14 protein-coding genes are annotated in these 19,039 nt (G+C 71.0%); 6 read left to right on the top strand and 8 right to left on the bottom strand.

Translation table 11 applies throughout. The features are described 5' to 3' along the window. Positions 1–173 precede the first annotated feature (173 nt). Together ACFYOY_RS30020 and ACFYOY_RS30015 are read left to right on the top strand one after the other, a co-directional pair. Complete coding sequence (locus tag ACFYOY_RS30020) at positions 174–3,440, top strand: NACHT domain-containing protein (RefSeq protein WP_388590637.1); 3,267 nt, start codon at positions 174–176, stop codon at positions 3,438–3,440. A gap of 185 nt (positions 3,441–3,625) precedes the next feature. Then, positions 3,626–5,245, top strand: coding sequence for a GMC oxidoreductase (locus tag ACFYOY_RS30015; RefSeq protein ID WP_388590635.1), 1,620 nt, complete (start codon positions 3,626–3,628; stop codon positions 5,243–5,245). Between the two features lie 30 nt (positions 5,246–5,275). Here ACFYOY_RS30015 and ACFYOY_RS30010 read toward each other — a convergent pair whose 3' ends face one another. From ACFYOY_RS30010 to ACFYOY_RS29990, 5 genes are all read right to left on the bottom strand, one after another. Then, positions 5,276–6,562, bottom strand: a complete 1,287-nt coding sequence (locus ACFYOY_RS30010) for a DUF1266 domain-containing protein (RefSeq protein ID WP_351885110.1) — start codon at positions 6,560–6,562, stop codon at positions 5,276–5,278. A 40-nt stretch (positions 6,563–6,602) separates the two neighbouring features. After that, positions 6,603–8,435, bottom strand: coding sequence for a glycoside hydrolase family 15 protein (locus ACFYOY_RS30005; RefSeq protein ID WP_351885112.1), 1,833 nt, complete (start codon positions 8,433–8,435; stop codon positions 6,603–6,605). Between the two features lie 244 nt (positions 8,436–8,679). Continuing rightward, entirely contained in the window at positions 8,680–9,618 is a 939-nt protein-coding gene (gene tgmB, locus ACFYOY_RS30000) for an ATP-grasp ribosomal peptide maturase (RefSeq protein WP_351885115.1), read from the bottom strand. Positions 9,619–9,633: 15 nt separating this feature from the next. Further along, entirely contained in the window at positions 9,634–9,825 is a 192-nt protein-coding gene (gene tgmA, locus ACFYOY_RS29995) for a putative ATP-grasp-modified RiPP (RefSeq protein ID WP_093469586.1), read from the bottom strand. Positions 9,826–10,054: 229 nt separating this feature from the next. Further along, a complete protein-coding gene (locus tag ACFYOY_RS29990) occupies positions 10,055–10,846 on the bottom strand; it encodes a class I SAM-dependent methyltransferase (RefSeq protein ID WP_388590632.1) in 792 nt (263 codons plus the stop codon). A 353-nt stretch (positions 10,847–11,199) separates the two neighbouring features. Here ACFYOY_RS29990 and ACFYOY_RS29985 point away from each other — a divergent pair, with 353 nt between their 5' ends. Further along, complete coding sequence (locus ACFYOY_RS29985) at positions 11,200–12,465, top strand: sensor histidine kinase (protein ID WP_351885121.1); 1,266 nt, start codon at positions 11,200–11,202, stop codon at positions 12,463–12,465. Next, a complete protein-coding gene (locus ACFYOY_RS29980; RefSeq protein ID WP_351885124.1) occupies positions 12,462–13,145 on the top strand; it encodes a response regulator transcription factor in 684 nt (227 codons plus the stop codon). The genes ACFYOY_RS29985 and ACFYOY_RS29980 overlap by 4 nt, the downstream gene beginning before the upstream one ends. Positions 13,146–13,150: 5 nt before the next feature. Here the strand turns inward: ACFYOY_RS29980 and ACFYOY_RS29975 are convergent, their stop codons facing one another. Then, a complete protein-coding gene (locus tag ACFYOY_RS29975; RefSeq protein ID WP_351885126.1) occupies positions 13,151–14,212 on the bottom strand; it encodes a mechanosensitive ion channel family protein in 1,062 nt (353 codons plus the stop codon). Positions 14,213–14,504: 292 nt separating this feature from the next. Here ACFYOY_RS29975 and ACFYOY_RS29970 point away from each other — a divergent pair, with 292 nt between their 5' ends. After that, the gene (locus tag ACFYOY_RS29970) at positions 14,505–15,701 is read left to right on the top strand and encodes an MFS transporter (RefSeq protein ID WP_351885129.1); all 1,197 of its coding nucleotides are present in this window, start codon (positions 14,505–14,507) and stop codon (positions 15,699–15,701) included. Positions 15,702–15,812: 111 nt separating this feature from the next. On the opposite strand, the gene ACFYOY_RS29965 is transcribed toward ACFYOY_RS29970, so the two are convergent. Then, positions 15,813–16,724 carry an endonuclease/exonuclease/phosphatase family protein gene (locus ACFYOY_RS29965; RefSeq protein ID WP_388590629.1) on the bottom strand — a complete coding sequence of 304 codons (912 nt, stop codon included), beginning with the start codon at positions 16,722–16,724 and terminating at the stop codon, positions 15,813–15,815. 240 nt (positions 16,725–16,964) lie between these two features. On the opposite strand from ACFYOY_RS29965, the gene ACFYOY_RS29960 reads away from it, so the two are divergent. After that, the gene (locus tag ACFYOY_RS29960; RefSeq protein WP_351885136.1) at positions 16,965–17,972 is read left to right on the top strand and encodes a sulfotransferase; all 1,008 of its coding nucleotides are present in this window, start codon (positions 16,965–16,967) and stop codon (positions 17,970–17,972) included. A 93-nt stretch (positions 17,973–18,065) separates the two neighbouring features. On the opposite strand, the gene ACFYOY_RS29955 is transcribed toward ACFYOY_RS29960, so the two are convergent. After that, positions 18,066–18,992 (bottom strand): LysR family transcriptional regulator, encoded by a 927-nt coding sequence (locus tag ACFYOY_RS29955; RefSeq protein WP_351885139.1) that lies wholly within the window; start codon positions 18,990–18,992, stop codon positions 18,066–18,068. Between the last annotated feature and the right edge of the window lie 47 nt (positions 18,993–19,039).

Below are 19,039 nucleotides of genomic sequence, written 5' to 3'. Positions count from 1 at the left end.
CGGTACCTACAACACACGCTTGTCGGCGAACACTACTGCCGCGTTCCACGCAGGACGCCCGGGGTGTGATCGAGTTCTCGTGGATGGCGTACGGGATGGCACCCGGTCCATGTCATCCATGGCCGCCGGGGATACGGAGAGTGGCCCTGTGATCGCACCGGGTGGTGCTATACATGGAGCCGGAACGCCGCTTCGAACGCTGGGATCGGTGGGGGATGGAGCCAGGAGCCATCGGCATCGGGATACGTGCGGCCGCGGCGGCGGCCGGTCCGCTGATCCGCAGACTGTTCGCCCAGCCGGCCCCGGGGGCCGAGCTGGTCCACGATCCGGTGCGCATCTCCAGCCTGGTGGCCTGGCAGGGGGAGCAGCGGACGCTGACCGAGGACGATGTCCGCAAACTGGTCGAGGAGCTGGTCGAGCGCGCGGCCACCGCCAACCCCCGCGAACCCGCCGTGCCCGAGGACGAGCGCCGGGCCGTCACGGACGCGCTGACGGTGACCCTGCTGGCCCTGGGCCACATCGGCATGGGCGACGTTCAGGCCGTACGCCTGGGGTACCGCACCCTCGCCCACACCCTCAAGAAGCGGGCTCCGCAGGCCACCCGGGAACTCAGCGCCGACGGAACCCATCTCTACAACAGCCTGCTGGACCTCAGCTGTCTGCAGATCCTCAACTTCTTCACCCAGCGCTCCACCTTCATCGCCCGCACCCTGGTCGAGGCCATCCAGCAGCTCCAGGAACAGTCCCGGCAGCTCGGCATCCTGCTGGAGCGGGCACCGCAGCCGGTGCGGGACGCCAGCTTCGAGTACCGCTACAGCGAGCACGTCGTCGACAAGCACGGCATGCTCCGGATCCTCGGTCTCAGGCTGCGCCATCAGGAAGGCGACAGCTGGCCCTTGGACGCCGCCTATCTGAGCCTGGAGGCCACGGCCCCCGAGGGCCCCGCGCCGGAGGGCCCCGCCCATGGCCTCGGCGGCTACCACCACCCCCGGCCGACCTCGGTGGCTCCGCGCCGGGTGGAAATGCTCCTCCAAGGGCAGCGCCGGGTCCTGCTGCGCGGCCACGCCGGATCCGGTAAGACCACCCTGCTGCAGTGGCTCGCCACCACCGCCGCCCGCCGCGCCTTCCCGGCCGAGCTCGACGAGTACAACGACTGCGTCCCCTTCGTCCTCCAACTGCGCACGCTCACCCGGCGCGAGGCGCTGCCCAGCCCCTCGGGTTTCCTCTCCGCGGTGGGCAGCGTCCTTGCCGACGCCCAGCCGGACGGCTGGGCGGTCCGCACCCTGGAGTCCGGGCGCGCTCTGCTGCTGATCGACGGGGTCGACGAGGTGACCCAGCATCACCGGGAGCGCACCCGGGAGTGGCTGCGCGAACTCCTGGCGGCCTATCCCGACGTCCGCTGCCTGGTGACCGTGCGCCCCTCCGCCGTCCAGGACGGCTGGCTGCGCCGCGAAGGGTTCGCCGAGCTGTGCCTGCAGCCCATGGGGCGCGACGACATCGCCGCGTTCATCAGGCACTGGCATCGCGCGGCACGTGCCGAGTCCGCCGGCGAGCCGGAGCGCACCCGGCTCGAGGTGCTGCAGACGGCCCTCACCGAGACCGTGGCCGTCAACCAGAGCATCGCGCGGCTGGCCGAGAACCCCCTGATGTGCGCGCTGATCTGCGCCCTGCACCGGGACGAGCAGGCACGCCTGCCACGGGACCGCAAGGGCCTCTACGAATCGGCGCTCGAGCTGCTGCTCGTGCGGCGGGACGCGCACCGCAGCATCGACGCCCCCGAGGGCATCCATCTGTCCAAGGAGGCTCAGCTCCGGCTGCTCTCCCGCATCGCCGCCTGGTTCACCCTGCAGAAGCAGTCTGAGGCCGAACAGGACGATGTGGTCGAGGGGGTCCTCGCCGAGACGCTCCCCTCCATCCGGGAGGCCCAGGAGCAGGGCGGGCCGGAGGAGATCTTCCGGTACCTGCTGCTGCGCAGCGGGCTGCTGCACGCGCCGACCGAGGACTCGGTCGCCTTCATCCACCGCACCTTCCAGGACTACCTGGGTGCCAAGGCGCTTCAGGAGACCCGGTACTTCAACACCATGGTGCGCAACGCACACGACAACCAGTGGGAGGACGTCATCCGCATGGCTGCCGCCCACGGGGGCAAGAAGCAATGCGGTCAGCTCCTGCGCAAGCTCATAAAACGCGGCGACGACGTGCGCAAGCACCGCCACCGCCTCCATCTGCTGGCGGCCGCGTGCCTGGAGCACGCCACCGAACTGGACCCCGAGATCAGGCGGGATGTGGAGGAACGGATGGCCTCGCTGATCCCGCCGCGCACCATCGAGGACGGACACACCCTGGCGGCTGCGGGCTCCGTGGTGCTGGATTTGCTGCCCAAGGGGCCGGAGGGGCTCGGGGACGAGGAGGTGGCGGCCGTGGTGGCGACGGCCTGCCGGATCGGCGGTGAGCCCGCCCTCGGCCGGCTCAAGCGGTTCCGCCACCATTCCTCGCCCGCGGTCCACGGGCAGTTCATCGAGGCGTGGGACACTTTCGACTGCCGGCCGTTCGCCGAGGAGATCCTTTCCTGCCTGCCGGAGAACTCCCTCTTCATGGCCAGCTCCCGCGAACAGCTCCATGAGCTGTACCGGATGGGCGGCCGCGCCACGATCCAGTGCACCGGTCCGATCAGGACCGGGGACTTCGCCACCGAGCTGGTGCCGGACGTCCTCAAGCGCCTCAGCGTCTTCAACAACCCCCTCTTGAACGACCTGGCCTTTCTGCACGCCTTCCCGCGGCTCACGGAGTTGATGATCGGGCACTGCCCGGAGGTCAGAAGCGTCGAGCGGCTCGCCGGCCTCCCTATCACCCTCCTCGCGCTGTACGCCCCCACCGCACGCGAGGGCATGGAGGCCCTCGGCTCGCTGACGGCCCTGGAGACGCTGGCGCTCGATCTTCCGCTGCCCTGCGGCGCGCTCGGTGATCTGCCCGTGGACGCGCCGCTCACCGCGCTCTACGTCGGTCCGGCGACGTATGCCACCTCCGGTATGCGGGGCATCGGGCGATGGCCCACCCTCCGGCACATCTCGCTCTTCGACTCGGTACGGCTCTCGGCGGGCGACCGCTCCGAGATCCTCTCCCTGCCGCAGGTGGAGTCCCTCAGCCTCACCGGGGAGAGCGTCGCCCGGATGCGCGAGGCCGTGCCGATGCCGGGCATCTCCCACCTCTCCCTCGCGGGCGCGGTGGAGGCCGAGGATCTTGCCCCGCTGCGGGACGCGTTTCCGGGGCTGCGGCGGCTGTTCCTGTCCTGGCGCCCGGGGCAGGGGCCGACGGTGGACCTGACGCCGCTGAGCGGGATGCGGGAGCTGATCGTGCAGGTGAGCAATGCCGCGTACGTCAAGGGCCTGGGCCGCTTCCCCGATGGCCGCGCCCTGGTTGTCCCGGCGCCGTCGCGCTGAGCCAGGCGCCCGCCGGCGCCCGGCCCAGCCATCCCGCGCGGGGCCGTGGCGTTGACACCGGCAGAAACAATGCGGCGGGGTCCGACCCCGGCCACCCCGTGCGGGGCCGGGGCTCACCCGGACCGCCGAAAAGGACCTTGCGCCACGCCATGGCGACCTCTGGCGAAACCGCCCATCATGCCGCCATGACAGCAAATCTGACGCGTCGTCACATTCTTGGTCTGGCCGCCCTGCAGAGCGCGGCGGCCCTCGGACTCACCCGCATCGGCCTCGCCCCGGCGACCGCCGCCGAGAGCGCCGAACACTTCCCCGCCGTCGTCGTCGGCTCGGGCTACGGCGCGGCCGTGGCCGCGCTCCGGCTCGGCGAGGCGGGCATCAGAACCCTCGTCCTGGAGATGGGGCGGTTATGGGACACCCCGGGCCCCGACGGCCGGGTCCACTGCTCGATGACCGCCCCCGATCAGCGCTCCATGTGGTTCAAGAGCAGAACCGAGGCGCCCCTGTCCACCTTTCTGTGGCTCGATGTCATCAACAAGGACATCATCCCCTACCCCGGCGTCCTGGACCGCGTCCGCTTCCCCGGCATCTCCGTCTACGTGGGCCGCGGGGTCGGCGGCGGCTCGCTGGTCAACGGCGGTATCGCGGTCACCCCGCCGCGCTCGTACTTCCAGCAGATGCTGCCGCAGGTGGCCGCGGACCCGATGTACGACACCTACTTCCCGCTGGCCAACCGCATGCTCGGCGCCACCACCGTGCCCTCCGCGTGGTTCGAGGCCACGGAGTGGTACACCTACGCCCGCGTCGCCCGCGCCCAGGCCGCCAAGGCGGGCCTGAAGACCGTCCTCATGCCCAATGTCTACGACTTCGACTACATGCGGCGCGAGGCCGACGGAACGGCGACCAAGTCCGCGCTCGCCCAGGAGGTCATCTACGGCAACAACTTCGGCAAGCGCAGCCTCGACAAGACCTATCTCGCGGCCGCGCTCGGCACCGGCCAGGTCACCCTGCACACCCTCAGCCGCGCCCGGGCCCTGCGACGGACGCCCGACGGCACCTATGTCCTCACCGTGGAGCGCATCGACGTCACCGGCACCGTCGTCTCCACCGACGAGATCACCTGCGGTTCGCTGTTCCTCGGCGCGGGCAGCCTCGGCACCACCGAACTCCTGCTGCGCGCCCGCGAGACCGGCGCCCTGCCCGAGCTGAGCGCGGAGGTCGGCAGGGGCTGGGGCGGCAACGGCAATGTCATGCTCGGCCGCGCCAACCATGTGTGGCACCCGACCGGCGCCCACCAGTCCACCGTCCCGGTGATGGCGATCGACGACTGGTCCAACACGGCCAACCCGGTCTTCGCCGAGATCGCCCCGCTGCCCGCCGGCCTCGAGACCTGGGTCAGCCTCTACCTCGCCATCACCCGGAACCCCGAGCGCGCCGCCTTCACCTATGACGCGGCCAAGGACACCACCGTGCTCAACTGGACCCGCGACCAGAGCGCGCCCTCGGCCGCCGCCGCCAAGGCACTCTTCGACCGCGTCAACTCCGCCAACGCCACCATCTACCGCCATGACCTCTTCGGCGACACCCGGGCCTTCGCCGACGACTTCTGCTACCACCCGCTGGGCGGCTGTGTCCTGGGCCGGGCCACCGACGCGTACGGCCGGGTGACCGGCTACGACGGGCTCTATGTGACCGACGGATCCCTCATCCCGGGCTCCATCGGCGTCAACCCGTTCGTCACCATCACCGCCCTGGCCGAGCGCACCATGGCCCGGGTGCTGGCCGAGGACCGCGTCGGCGGCCGGTGACGCGCGGTCTGACGCCCGGCCGCGCCCGGATCACTTCCAGGGAAGGGTGAGCCAGGGGCTCTCCGGATCGGTGGTGAGGATGCGATGCGCGGTGAGCATGTCCTCGTACCACTCACCGAACTCCTCGTCGTCGAAGTGGAGACACCGCCCGAGGATGTACGCGGCGGAGAACTCCTCCCAGGAGCGGTAGTTGGCCTGCGCCGACCGTCCCGCGCGCAGCACCGCGCGCTCGGCCTCCTCGAGGGAGCAGAAACGTGCGGCGAGCCCCCAGCGGGCCATCCCCGAGGCCCGCCCGTAGTCCCACGCCTCCACCGTGCGGACGAACTTTCCCTCGGCGAGCAGGCCGTCCGCACGGAACCGGGCCTCATAGCGGGCGATCCGGCCGATGAGCCGCTGCACGCCCGCCACCTGCGCCTCCACCTCCGCGCTGTCCCGGGGCTCCGCCTTGGTGACCCCGTCGGGGGTGATCCGGACCTCGCCGGGCTCGGCGGCGGTGCGCCGCAGCACCCGCTCGGCCACCGTCCGCCAGTGGTCCACCCCGACCGGGCCGGCGAAGTCCAGGGCCAGGGTGCGGCGCACCCCGAGTGCGAACTCCCAGACGCCGCTGATCATTTCGGCGCCCAGCAGCAGCTCCTGGATGCGCTGCCACTCCTCCCGGCCGGTGATGCCCCACCACTCCTTGAGCCGGCTCCGCTCACGGGTGTATCCGCCGCCGTGGTAGGCCATCGCGTTCCACAGCTCGCCGTTCTTGACGAACAGCAGCGCCCCGCAGGCCAGTCCATGGGCCACCGGGCCTTGGGTCGGCCCGCCCACCCACAGCCCGCGCAGCTTCATGGGGGCGTGTGCGCGGCCTTCGCCGTCGGCGGCGTGCTCGGCGTGGCCGCTCCACAGCGCGCGGTGCGCCGGGGAAGTCGGGAAGAACGTCTCACACGGACTGCCGGGGTTGACCACGATCCACGGCGGATCGCCGGGCTCCCACTCCGTGGCGAACCACCCCAGGGAGTAGGAGAGATAGACGGTCTCCGGATGAGGCGCGGGGAGCATGCCCTCGGTGAAGAGGGGCAGGCAGTTGGCCTGCACCTGGGGATACCAGTACGGCGTGAACAGCACCGTCCCCGGGCGTGCCTGAAGGCGGGAGTACGCATCGGCGACGAAGAGTTCGGTGCGCGCCAGCACATCGAAGTACGCCGACCAGTCGCCGCGGGCCTTCGCCTCGTACAGCTCCCGCTCGATCGCGCTCGGCGCCTGCCATGTGGTCTGTGTGCTGCCCTGGACGCCGTGTTCCGGCACGGCGGCCGGCCCCTCCCCGTTCCCCATGGCCGACCACTCTATCCAGCGGTCCTCCGTGCCCGCGTGATCAACCCAGGGCCCGGTCCAGGTTGAACGCGGCACTGATGAGCGCGAGATGGGTGAACGCCTGCGGGAAGTTGCCGATCTGCTCACCGGTGCGGCCGATCTCCTCCGCGTACAGCCCGACATGGTTGGCGTAGGTGAGCATCTTCTCGAAGGCCAGCCGCGCATCGTCCACCCGTCCGGCCCGGGACAGCGCCTCGACGTACCAGAACGAGCAGATCGAGAAGGTGCCCTCCGCACCGCGCAGCCCGTCCGGGCTGACCGTCGGGTCGTAGCGGTAGACCAGCGAATCGGACACCAGCTCCTCGCCCAGCGCGTCCAGCGTGGACAGCCATTTGGGGTCGGTGGGGGAGATGAACTTGGACAGCGGCATCATCAGCACCGAGGCGTCGAGCACCTCCTCGCCCTCGCGCTGTACGAAGGCGCGCCGCCGCGGCGACCAGCCGCAGCGCATGATCCGGCGGTAGATGTCGTCGCGCGCCTTCGACCAGCGGGCCATGTCCGCGGGCAGGCCGCGGTGGCGGGCGATGCGCATCGCCCGCTCGATCGCGACCCAGCACATCAGCTGCGAGTACAGGAAGTACTGCGGACCGGCGCGGGTCTCCCAGACGCTCATATCGGGCCGGTCCCAGTTGTCGCAGACCCAGCCGACCGTGTCGCTGACGGTGTCCCAGTGGTCGCTGGCCAGCGGCTGCCCCCATTTGTCGTAGAGATAGAGGGAGTCCACCAGCGCTCCGTAGATGTCCAGCTGGAGCTGGTGGACCGCCGCGTTGCCGATCCGGACCGGGGAGGAGCCCTGATGGCCCTCCAGATGGGGGAGCATCTGCTCGGGGATCTCGCTGCGGCCGTCGATGCCGTACATGATCTGCATCGGACCGCCGGGGCCGTCCTCGAAGCTGATGTCCTCGGACAGGAACCGCACGAACGCCTCGGCCTCCTGGGTGAAGCCGAGCCTGAGCAGCGCGTAGATGCAGAACGCGGCATCGCGGACCCACACATAGCGGTAGTCCCAGTTGCGCTCGCCGCCGATCTGCTCGGGCAGGCTGGTCGTCGGGGCCGCCACGATGGCGCCGGTCGGCGCGTAGGTGAGCAGCTTGAGGGTGAGCGCCGAGCGGTGCACCATCTCCCGCCACCGCCCGCGGTAGCGGGACTGGGAGAGCCAGCGGCGCCAGTAGCGCACGGTGGCGTCGAACAGTTCCTCCGCCTCCGCCTGCGGGCAGTGCCGCGGCTGCACCGTGCCGCCGATCCGGTCGAGCGCGAAGACCGCGGCCTCGCCCTCGACCAGCTTGAACGTGGAGACCACATCGGCCCCGTCGGTCTCCACGGTGACGCTGGACGTCAGCGCCAGCGACAGCTCCGGGGACTCGAAGATCGTGAGCCCCTCCTCGGCGCGCACCGTATGCGACTGCCGGGCGTAGTCGAACCGGGGCGCCACCCGCGCGGTGAAGGGCAGCGATCCGCGCACGCACAGCACCCGGCGGATCACCCGGTGCCGGTCCGCCTCGCGTGAGTCGTCCACGATCGGCATGAAGTCCTGGACCTCGGCGACCCCGTCGTCCGCGAAGAAGCGGGTGATGAGGATGTTGGTGTCGGGGAAGTAGAACTGCTTCGTCCGGGCGGGCACCTCCGGTGTGAGCCGGAACGAACCGCCGCGGTCGGCGTCCAGGATCGACGCGAACACACTGGGCGCGTCGAACCGGGCCGGGCAGTACCAGTCGATGGTGCCGCGGGTATCGACGAGCGCGGCGGTGCGCAGATCGCCGATCAGACCGTGCTCGGCGATCGGCACATAGCGGGACGCGTCCGTCGGACGGCGGATGCTGTCGGCGACGGTCATCGGAACCTCCCGCGCTGAGGGAGGGGCGGGAAACCCTGGGTAGCGCAGACTCTCGCTTCAGCATACGACCGACGGGCCGGTCCGGCGCAGCGCCGACCCTCTGCGTAGCCGGCCGCCACGCTCTGTGCGCGGGGGTGCTCGCGGGCGCCCCGGGCCGGTGCGAACGGGGACGGGACCGCCGTCACACGCCGGCCCGCTGATCATCCGCGCCGCCCCCGGAGGGCGCGGTGCTCCGGCCCGGTCGTCACCGGTGGGCGGCTCCGGGTGCCGCCAGCCAGGACGCGACGGCGGCCGCGATGGGCTGACCGGTCTCCAGCTCGACAAAGCCGAATTGGCCGCCCTGGTTGCACTCCAGGAACCACCAAAGACCATCGGCGTCCTCGGCGAAGTCGAAGGCCCCGTAGGCGAGACCGGTGAGAGCCATGTACTCATGAACGGCGCGCATGATTCTGGCGGGCACATCCACGGCTTCCCAGTGGTGTCCATGACATCCATAGCGCCCGTCCACCTGCCCCGAGGCAGCGGTCTTGCGTGCGGCGAATAACTCGCTGCCGACGCAGAACAGCCGGATGTCGGCCGCTTTGGGAATGTACCGCTGAAGAAGGGTCGCCCCGGCCGCGACATCGGAGAAATCCGTGTCCGGTCCGATACGGGTAGTAGGCAGTGCGACCGGCGGATCGGCGGTCGGCGGACCGGACGCGGATTTCACCACGATGTCCGCGCACTGGACGGCGAAATCGCGCGCCGCGCGCGGATAGGTGGTGACCAGAGTCGAGGGCACGGCGAAACCGCTGTGCTGGGCGACCCGCAACTGGAACGGTTTGTGCCGGGCCGGTTCGGCGGCCGCCGGATGGTTCATCCAGCGGGCGGTTGTCGCGTAGAGCATCCCGTAGAGCGCCTGTCCGCACTCGGCCGTCAGCCACTCCGATGGATTCGCCGCGTGGGCCGCGGGCCGCCCCGGCCTGCGCACCCAGACGGACCGCACACCGTGGACGCTGACGAGGCGTCCCTCGGTCGACAGATATCCCGTGAAGTCACCGCGATCGAATTCGACCGACAGCCCGGCCTGATCCGGAAGGTCGGCCGGATCGAAACGCACCAGAGGGACGCCTTGTTCGCGCAGCTCTGCCACCACCAAGTCGGCCGTGACATCCTGGCGACAGGTCAGGATGAGTACCGTCATCGACGTATGCGCAGGTCAGTCGTCGAAGTGCGTCTTCGAACCAGCTGTGGACGTGGTCGTACCGGTGGCCAGCAGCACCGCCCGGTCGGCGATGGCCGGACGGCCGTCGGAGAGGACATTCAACTGCAGGGCGGCGTTATAGGCGTAGGGAACACTGCCCGACGACCGCTCGGCAGGGATTGCGTGCTTCAGTACGAAGGGCTGCATGAGTGACCTCTTGGTGCTCCATGTATTCGTCTATCCACCACGCAACAGTACGTACTAAAAGTCTACGGCACTCCGTAGCGGCAACTTTGTCCTCTGCGTTGCGATATGAAGTGTGTCACAGGATCCCTGTGGAACCTCAAGGCCCGATTGAACGTCCACATATGCCTCAGGTATTGCGTCACCGAATAGTCGGCCACCGCGGCGGGAGCACCAGCTGAGGAACGGCGGGTCAGGACGTCTGCGCGCCCTCGCGGTGGGTGACGCGGATCTTCGACTGGCCGTGTGGCAGCTCCTCCCAGTCCGCCATGAACCGCGCCGCCAGACCGTGTTTCTCCGCCAGCGCGACGAGCGTCTCGGTGCGGTAGTAGAAGTCCTCCCGCAGCACCTGGTGTTCGACGCCCTCGGTGCGGTCGAAGGTGAAGTCGAACCAGCCGCCGGGCGCCATGACGCGGCCGACATGGGCCAGGCACTCCTCGATGACGGGCAGTGGGGAGTGCGAGAAGACACTGTGCGCGTGCACCACGTCGAAGTGGGCGTCGGGCAGGAAACGCAGCGTCAGATCGCGCACCGGGGTGAGAGTGGGACGGCGGTCCTGCAGCCCCTCGCGCACCAGCGTGTCCTGTGCGGCCGCGAGGATCTCGGGCGAGATGTCGACGCCGTAGTAGTGGCCCGGCTCCAGATGGCTGATGAACCGCCAGCCCGCCCGCAGATTGCCGCAGCCGATCTCCAGCATCCGGTGTTCCGGCCGCAGACCGTGGCCGAGGAGATAGTCGAACTGCATCGCGCCCAGCGCCAGCCACCGCTCATGGCTGTGGCTGCCGACCGCCGCTTCCGGGCTGGTGCGGGTGTCGGACCGCATCACCGCGCGGTAGTACGCGACGTGATCCGGGTAGCGGTAGCGCAGCCAGGCGTCCCGGGTGGCGCGGACCAGATGGCGCGGTACGCGCTGCGGGTGGCGCAGCGCGTAGGAGACCCGGTGACCGAGGGCGGAGCGGTTGACGGTGAGTTTCTTGGCGGGCATGTGGACTCTCCCGTGGTCGTCGTACGGACGCGGCGGACCATGCGTTCCCGCGTCGCTGTTGCCGGTACCAGCCTCGGCGCCGTGGCGGCGGCGGGGATCAGCGGAGCGGTCCCGGTCCGGAGCCGGTCCGGGTGATCGCCTTATCAACCGATCGGATGATGCGGCGTCCGGTCCGGCGCGTTAGGACTGGCTGAGGGAGTGAACCCAGAAGAGACGGAGTGGTCCGGAGCGAACCGAAAAGGTCCGGAGCGAATCCGGAGAGGTCCGGAGTGAAACCGGGAGAGCAGGGAGGGGCCGGGGTGCGGTCGGCGGTCAGGGCGGTCGGGCGGTCAGGGTGGGCGCCGTGGTCGGCCATGTGGTCGGCATGGTCCGGGCGGTCGGGGACCGACGGGGTGGACGATCCGGATGAGCGGTGGCTGACGGCGGTCCTGCATATCGCGTTCTTCCTGCTGCTGGGCTCCTCGCTGGTCCGCTATCTGATCCGGGACACCGGCACCGCGCCGGACGGCCGGGTCGTCGCCCTCTTCGTGGCCTTCGGCGCGCTCTATCTGCCCGGCCGGTGGCCGGCGCCCGCGCCGAGCCCCGGCGGCCGGCCCTCCGGCCGCTATCTGGTCTGGCTGACAGCGGTGCTGGCCGCCTGGGTCGCGCTGCTGGTCCTCGCGCCGAGCGCCGCATGGTGCGCCATGCCGCTGTTCTTCACCGGTCTGCACACTCTGCCCACCCGGTTCGCGGTGCCCTTGGCCGCCGTGCTCACCGCGCTCGTCGTCGCCTCGAAACTGCGGTTCATGCACGACGGCTTCGACCCCAACGCGCTGATCGCGCCGCCCGCCATCGCCGCCGTGGCCGCCGCCGTCCTCATCCATCTGCGGCGCCAGTCGGCGCGGCAGCGGGTGCTGATCGACGATCTGGTCCGCACCCGCCGCGATCTGGCCGCGACCGAGCGGCGGGCGGGAATCCTGACCGAGCGCCAGCGGCTGTCCTCGGAGATCCATGACACCCTCGCCCAGGGCCTGTCCAGCCAGCGGATGCTGCTGCAGGCCGCCGACCGCACCTGGGAGACGGACCCGGAGGCGGCCCGAGGCCATATGCGCGACGCGGCGGAGATCGCCTCCCGCAGCCTCGCCGAGGCCCGCCGGTTCGTCCAGGACCTGGCCCCGGCCGACCTCGCCGAGCGCTCCCTGGCCCAGGCGCTCGGCGCGCTCGCCGAGCGGGAGAGCGGCGCGGGGCAGACGGTGGACTTCCGCCTCGACGGACCCCTCGGGCCGCTGCCCGAGCGGGTCGAGGCGGCGCTGCTGCGCATCGCCCAGGGCGCGCTGGCCAATGTGCGCGAGCACGCCGGGGCGAGCCGGGCCGCGCTCACCCTGACCTGTATGGGCGACCAGATCTGTCTGGACATCGCCGATGACGGCCGCGGCTTCGACACCGACACCGTCCCCGCCCCCGGAGCCGACCGGTCGCGCGGACACGGGCTGCCGGCGATGCGGGTCCGCGTACGGCAGCTGGGCGGCACGCTCACCGTTGAGTCCGCACCGGGCGAGGGGACCGTCGTCTCGGCCGCGATCCCCGTCGAGCCCCTTCCCGCCCTCGTCCCCGACCGTCCCGTGGAGGCCACGGCATGAGCTCGATCCCGTCCCCGTCGTCCGGCCCGGCCACGAGCCCGGTCCCGCCCGTCCCCGCCATCCGGCTGCTGCTCTGTGACGACCACGCCGTGGTGCGGGCCGGGCTGCGGGCGCTGCTGGCCAGCACCGACGGCATCGAGGTGGTCGGCGAGGCGGGCAGCGGCGAGGAGGCCCTCGCCCTGGCCACCCGGCTCCGGCCCGATGTGGTGCTGATGGATCTGCAGCTCGGGGAGGGCATGGACGGGGTGACCGCCACCCGGCGGCTGGTCTACGGCGACCCGCCCGCGCCCCGTGTCCTGGTGCTCACCATGTTCGACACCGACGCCGACATCACCCGTGCCATCGAGGCCGGGGCCACCGGTTATCTGCTCAAGGCCGAGCGGCCGGAGGAGCTGTTCGCGGCGATCCGGAACGCCGCCTCCGGCCGTACCGCGCTGTCCGCCCCGGTCGCCGACCGGGTGCTGGCCCGGATGCGCAGCCCGCGCCCCGGACTGTCCGAGCGGGAGCGCGACATCCTCCGGCAGCTGGCCCGCGGCCTGGGCAACCGGGAGATCGCCCGGGCCCTGTTCATCAGCGAGGCCACGGTCAAGACCCATCTGGGTCGGATCTACGGGAAATTGGGGGTCGAGACCCGGGCCGGAGCGGTGGCGGTGGCCACCGAGCGGCGGCTGCTGCCCTGACGGCGTCAGATCGCCGAACGGTCCGGCAGCGGCAGCCGGTCCTGGTCGGGCAGGACGAGCGTACGCGTGGGCAGCGGGATCTCGATGCCCTCGGCGCGGAACCGGCGGTGCAGCTCCTTCATGAACTCATGCTTGATGAGGTATTGGTCGCTGAACTCCAGGGCCCGCAGAAACACCGAGAAGTCGATGCCGGACTCTCCGAAGGTGTGGAAGCGCACGCTCGTCTCGTGGTCGACGACGCCGCCCTCGACGCCGGACATCACCTTCCCGGCGACCTCGATGGTCACCCGCTCGACATGGTCCAGATCGCTTCCGTAGCCGACCCTCGCCTGGACCATGACCGACATCTGCTGCTCGGGCTGGTGAAAGTTGGTCATGATGGTGTTGCCCAGCTTGGCGTTCGGGATGATGACGAGGTTGTCCGACAGCTGCCGCACCGCCGTGTTGCGCCAGTTGATGTCGACCACATAGCCCTCCTCCCCGCTGCTGAGCCGGATGTAGTGGCCGGGCTGCACCGTCTTGGAGGCCAGGATGTGCACCCCCGCGAAGAGATTGGCCAGGGTGTCCTGCAGGGCCAGGGCGACCGCCAGACCACCCACGCCCAGGGCGGTGAGCAGCGGCGCGATCGAGACACCCAGCGTCTCCAGCAGGATCAGCACGCCCATCGCCAGCACCGCGATCCGCGTGATGTTGACGAAGATGGTGGCCGTTCCCGCCACCCCGGAGCGGGACAGCGCAAGCGAGCGCACCATACCGGCCACCACCCGCGCCGCGGTGACCGTGCTGACCAGGATCAGCACGGCCTTCAGCGTCTGATTGACGTCATGGCCGACCGTGGGGGTCAGCGGCAGCGCGGCGGCCGCGGCGGCGACACCGGCGGCCATCGACGCCCACGGCGCCAGTGTGCGCAGCGTGTCGACGATGATGTCATCGCCGCTCCACCGGGTGGAGCGGGCCCGCTCACCCAGCCAGCGCAGCGCCACGCGCAACAGCACACCACCGGCCGCGCCGCAGACCAGCGCCGCCCCGACGACGATGACATCGTGCAACGTCAGGGCCCGGTTCATCGGCCACCGCCCGCTATGCCGGAAAGCGCGTCAGAACCGGCCGTGCGGTCCGCGGTCGTCGGTGCGGCCCCCGGTCTGGAGTTCTGTGGGATCACGTTGTCACCTGCTCGTGCCTGGGTTGTACGGGTTGCGCCGGGCGTACATGTGTACGGCTCCGGCGTGAGGTGCCATCCTGCCGCATGCGATCAGTGCCGAATGACGGGATGCCCCGCTACCGCACGTAACCCGCCAGGAAGGCGGCGGCGCGCCACCGCGTTTGACGGACAGGTGATGTGTGGTGGAATCGGGTCATATGGAAAGCCGCAGCGATGTGGACAAGGGATGGCCGTTCCTCGCGGCCGCCTACGCCTTCGTGGTCACGATGTGCGGTACGACGCTGCCCACCCCGCTCTACTCGCTCTACCAGCGGGAGTTCGGCTTCTCCTCGTTCGTGGTCACGGTGATTTTCGCCGTGTACGCGGCGGGGGTCATCGTCGCGCTGCTGCTGCTCGGACGTATGTCCGACTTCATCGGGCGACGGCCCGTTCTGCTGGCCGCGCTGGCACTGTCGGGCCTGAGCGCGGTGTGCTTCCTCCTCGCCGGCGGACTGCCGGAGCTGTTCACGGGCCGCACCCTGTCGGGGCTGTCCGCCGGTCTGGCCACCGGCACCGCCACCGTGATGGTGATCGAGCTGGCCCCCGAGCGCCGGCGCCGTGCCGCCACTCTCCTCGCGACCGGGGCCAACCTGGGCGGTCTCGGTGTCGGTCCGCTGCTGGCGGGCGTGCTGGCGCAGTACGCCCCGGCGCCGCTGAGGCTGGTGTTCGTGGTGGACCTGGTGCTGGTGGCGGTTGCCGCCGCCGTGGTGCTCGCTCTCCCGGAGACCGTACGGACCCGGGGCCGCCCGCCGCTGACGCCGCAGCGGCTGCGGGTACCCAAGGAGATGCGCGCGACGTTCGCGCCCGCGGCCATGGCGGGGTTCGCGGGCTTCGCCACGCTGGGCCTGTTCACCTCGGTGTCGCCCACGTTCCTGAGCGAGGTGGAGGGGGAGAGCAATCTCGCGGTGGCCGGTGCCGTGGTGTTCTCCGTGTTCGCCGCCTCGGTCGCCGGGCAGGCGCTGGGGCGGCGGCTGGGCCCGGGGCGGTCGCTGCCCGGCGGGTGTGCGGTGCTGGTGGCCGGTATGGCGGCCATCGCGGTCTCGCTGGCGATCGCGTCACTGGAGCTGCTGGTGCTGGGCGCCGTGATCGCGGGGACGGGTCAGGGGCTGTCGTTCCTCGCCGCCGTACGGGTGGTGACGGAGCGCAGCCCGGCCGACCGTCGTGCCGAGGTCACCTCGGCCCTGTTCGTGCTGATGTATCTGGCGATCTCGATTCCGGTGATCGGCGTGGGGGCGCTGTCGGTCGCGGTCGGGCTGCGGTCCGCCGGGCTCATCTTCACGGGCTGTGTGGCCCTGCTGGCCGTGGCCGCCCTGCTGCGGCTGCGGGGGATCTCCGTCGCGGCATCCAGCCGCTGAGCGCCCCTTACGAACGCGGCGAGGACGGCGCACAGCGCGGCGAACCGCTCGATCCGCCCCCCGGGGGGAGCGGATCGACGGGATCACGGCGTCCGGCGCGGCCGTCTCGCGTCACAGCTCCAGGACGGTCCGCACCGGCAGATGGTCGCTGGGGTACTGGCCGTCCGCGGAGTAGGTGTCGATGACGGCGTGGTGGGTGCGCACACCGGGTGAGGTCAGGATCCAGTCGATCCGGTCGCCGTCCGGGACCAGCGGGCCAAAGCCGTGGAACGTCCCGTACAGCGGGCCGCGCCGCTCGGCGGTGTCCCACGAGTCCACCAGCGTGCCGCCGTTCAGCATGGCGTCGTAGACCGGGTTGCCATGGGCGGCCACATTGAAGTCGCCGGTCACGATGCGGCGGAGTGCGGAGTCCAGCCCGCCGAGCCGCTCGGTGATCAGTGCGGCGGCGCGCTCACGGGCGTTCTGGCTGCGGTGGTCCAGATGGGTGTTGAGGGCGTAGAACTCCTTGCCGGTCCGCCGGTCGTGGAACCGCACCCAGGTGACCATCCGGACCACGGCCCCGCCCCAGGTATTGGAGCCGATCACATTCGGGGTGTCGGACAGCCAGAAGTGGTCGTACTCCACGGGCTCGAGCCGTCCGGTGTCGTAGAAGACGGCCATGAACTCGTCGCGGCTGCCCCCCATCCGCCCGGTGCCGATCCATGCGTAGCGCTGTCCGAGGTCGTGGGCGATATCGCGCAGCTGGCCGTACAGCCCCTCCTGAGTGCCCAGCAGATGGGGCCGGGCCCGGCGCAGCAGCTCCCGCATGACCGGGCGGCGCCGGCCCCAGGAGTTGGGCTCGCTGTCGCCGGCGTAGCGCAGATTGAAGGTCATGGCGGCCAGCCGCGGACCGTCGGCGGGGGTGACCGGGGCGGCGGTGGCCGCCGTGGCCACGTACTGCGGCGGGGAGGCGAGCGGAAGCGCGGTGGCGGCCGCGGCCGCGACGCGCATACCGTGACGGCGGCTGAACACAGGTGCGGGCATGGCTCCTCCAAGGTCTTGAAGGTGCGGTGACGGACCCAGTGTCGGACCCCGCGGTGTGGGGGGCGTGTCCTGTGGTGGCCGTCCGATGGAACGTACGGTCACGCAGAGCCGACCTCAAGAGCGCGGGCGCACTCCACCCGTGGCGGCGGACCCTGTCCGTGACGAAAGTGGCCGGGGATGCGCGATGGCGGCGATGGGTAGACAACGGCGGTAGTTGTCGAGACGGAAGGGGCACCTGGGGTGACGTTACGGCAGCTGACCTTCGTCGTGGGGACCGGACGATGCGGTTCGACCGCTCTGTCGCGTGTCCTGCGGCTGCACCCGGATCTGCTCAGCGTGAGCGAGCTGATCGCCGCACTGGAGCCGGACGCGCTTCCCGAGGCGCCGCTGACCGGGGCGGAGTTCTGGCGGATTCTCGCCACCCCGCGGTCGTTCGCCAATCGCGTCATCCGCGATGGCATCCCGCTGCCGGAGTACCGGTATCCGCATGTCAAGGGGCGGTTCTCGGTGGCGGGCGGTGGCATTCCGGCCCTGTGCATGATGACGCTGCCTCATCTCACCGACGACCCCGACGCGCTGTTCGACGCGCTGGAGCCGGAGCTGTCCCGGCGGCCCGCAGCGCCGGTGGCCGATCACTACCGGGCGCTGTTCGGCCTGCTGGGGGAGCGGTTCGGCCGGCGGGCCGTCGTGGAGCGCTCCGGTTATTCGCTGCGGTCGGTGCCCCGGCTGCGGGAGGTTTTTCCCGAGGCCCGGTTCGTCCACCTGCACCGGGACGGCGCCGACTGCGCGCTCTCCATGAGCCGCCACCCCGGGTTCCGGCTGATCCAGCTGATGGCGGAGCGCGCCGAGACCACCGAGGACCTTCCGGCCGGTCTCGAGGCGCTGCTCAGCGACGATGACGCCGATCTGCGCCCGCTGTACGAACGGTCCGTACCCGTCGCCGAGTTCGGCCGGCTGTGGTCGCACACCATCGTGGAGGGGCTGGCGCAGCTGTCCCGGCTCCCCGCCGCGATCCGGATGTCCCTGTCGTACGAGAGCCTGCTCGACGCGCCCGAGCGCGAGCTCACCCGGCTGGCTCACCACCTCGGCGTGGAACCCCTCCCGGAGTGGCTGGCGGCCGGAAGCGCCCTGCTCGACGGCGACCGCCGGGGCACGGCCGCCGCGACCCTGCCGCCCGCCGAACTGGCCGCCCTCCGCGAGAGCTGCGCCCCCGGCGCCCGGGCCCTGAGCCTGGCCGGCGCCGGATGAGATAGCTGCTCCCGTGTGCGGATGAGGCAGATCCGGCGTACGGATGGGCCGGCTCGGGCGTCTGGATGGGCCGGCTCCGGGATAGGTCCGGCGTCAGGCCGTCGCCGCCTCGGCGACCTCCCCCGACTGCTCGATGGCCACCGCCCGCAGTGCCTCCAGCAAGGCGGCCACCGCCGGCACCCGCGCCGCCTCCGGCCGCAGCAGCGCGCAGACGTGGCGCCGGGGCCAGTCGTCCAGCGGGCGCGGCTCGACCCGCGGATCGGGCCGGGGGAGCAGACCGAGGCCGTCCATCAGGGCGATGCCCACCCCGTCGCCCACCAGGCCGAGGGTCGTCGCCTGGTCATCGGTCGTGGTCACCACCCGGGGCTCGAACCCCGCCTCCGCGCAGCGCCGCAGCAGCCGCTCGCGGTCCCGCTCCAGGATCCACCGCTCCCGCGACAGATCGGCGAGGCGGACGCTGCGCCGCCCCGCGAGCGCATGGCCCCGCGGCAGCAGCACATGGCGGCGGTCGACCAGCAGCGGGACGCGGCGCAGCGGGGTGTCATCGGTCCCCGAGGCGTCTCCCGTCTCATCGTCGGCGACGATGGCCAGATCGGTCTCGCCCGCGTCCAGCAGTCGGTGCGCGTCTTGGGAGTCGGTCTGGCCCAGCTCCACCTCCACCTCGATACGTGAGGCGCCCAGCCTGGCCAGCGCCGCGGGCAGCACGGCGACACAGACGCTCTGCACCGAGGACATCCGCACCCGGCCACGGGTGCGCGCGGCGAGTGCCTCGAACTCGTTCTCCACATCCCGCAGCCCGGCCAGCACGTCCTGGGCGCGCTCGGCGAGTCTGTGGCCCGCGGGCGTGAGCCGTACCCCCCGCCCCGCCTTGACCGTGAGCGGCACGCCCACGGCACGTTCCAGCGCGCGCATGTGATAGCTGATGGCGGGTTGGGTGTAACCGAGGCGGTCCGCCGCGGCGCTGTACGAGCCGGCGCGACAGACCTCTGCGAGTACGGTGAGCTGGCGAAGATCGATCACTACAGGACGATAAAAATCGTTTATCAATTCCCGTAAGACTCTAATTG

This window comes from Streptomyces sp. NPDC007875 (genome assembly GCF_042868035.1).
GTDB lineage: Bacteria > Actinomycetota > Actinomycetes > Streptomycetales > Streptomycetaceae > Streptomyces > Streptomyces antimycoticus.
The sequence above is the reverse complement of the archived record's forward strand: the minus strand, read 5'-3'. Positions and strand labels throughout refer to the sequence as shown.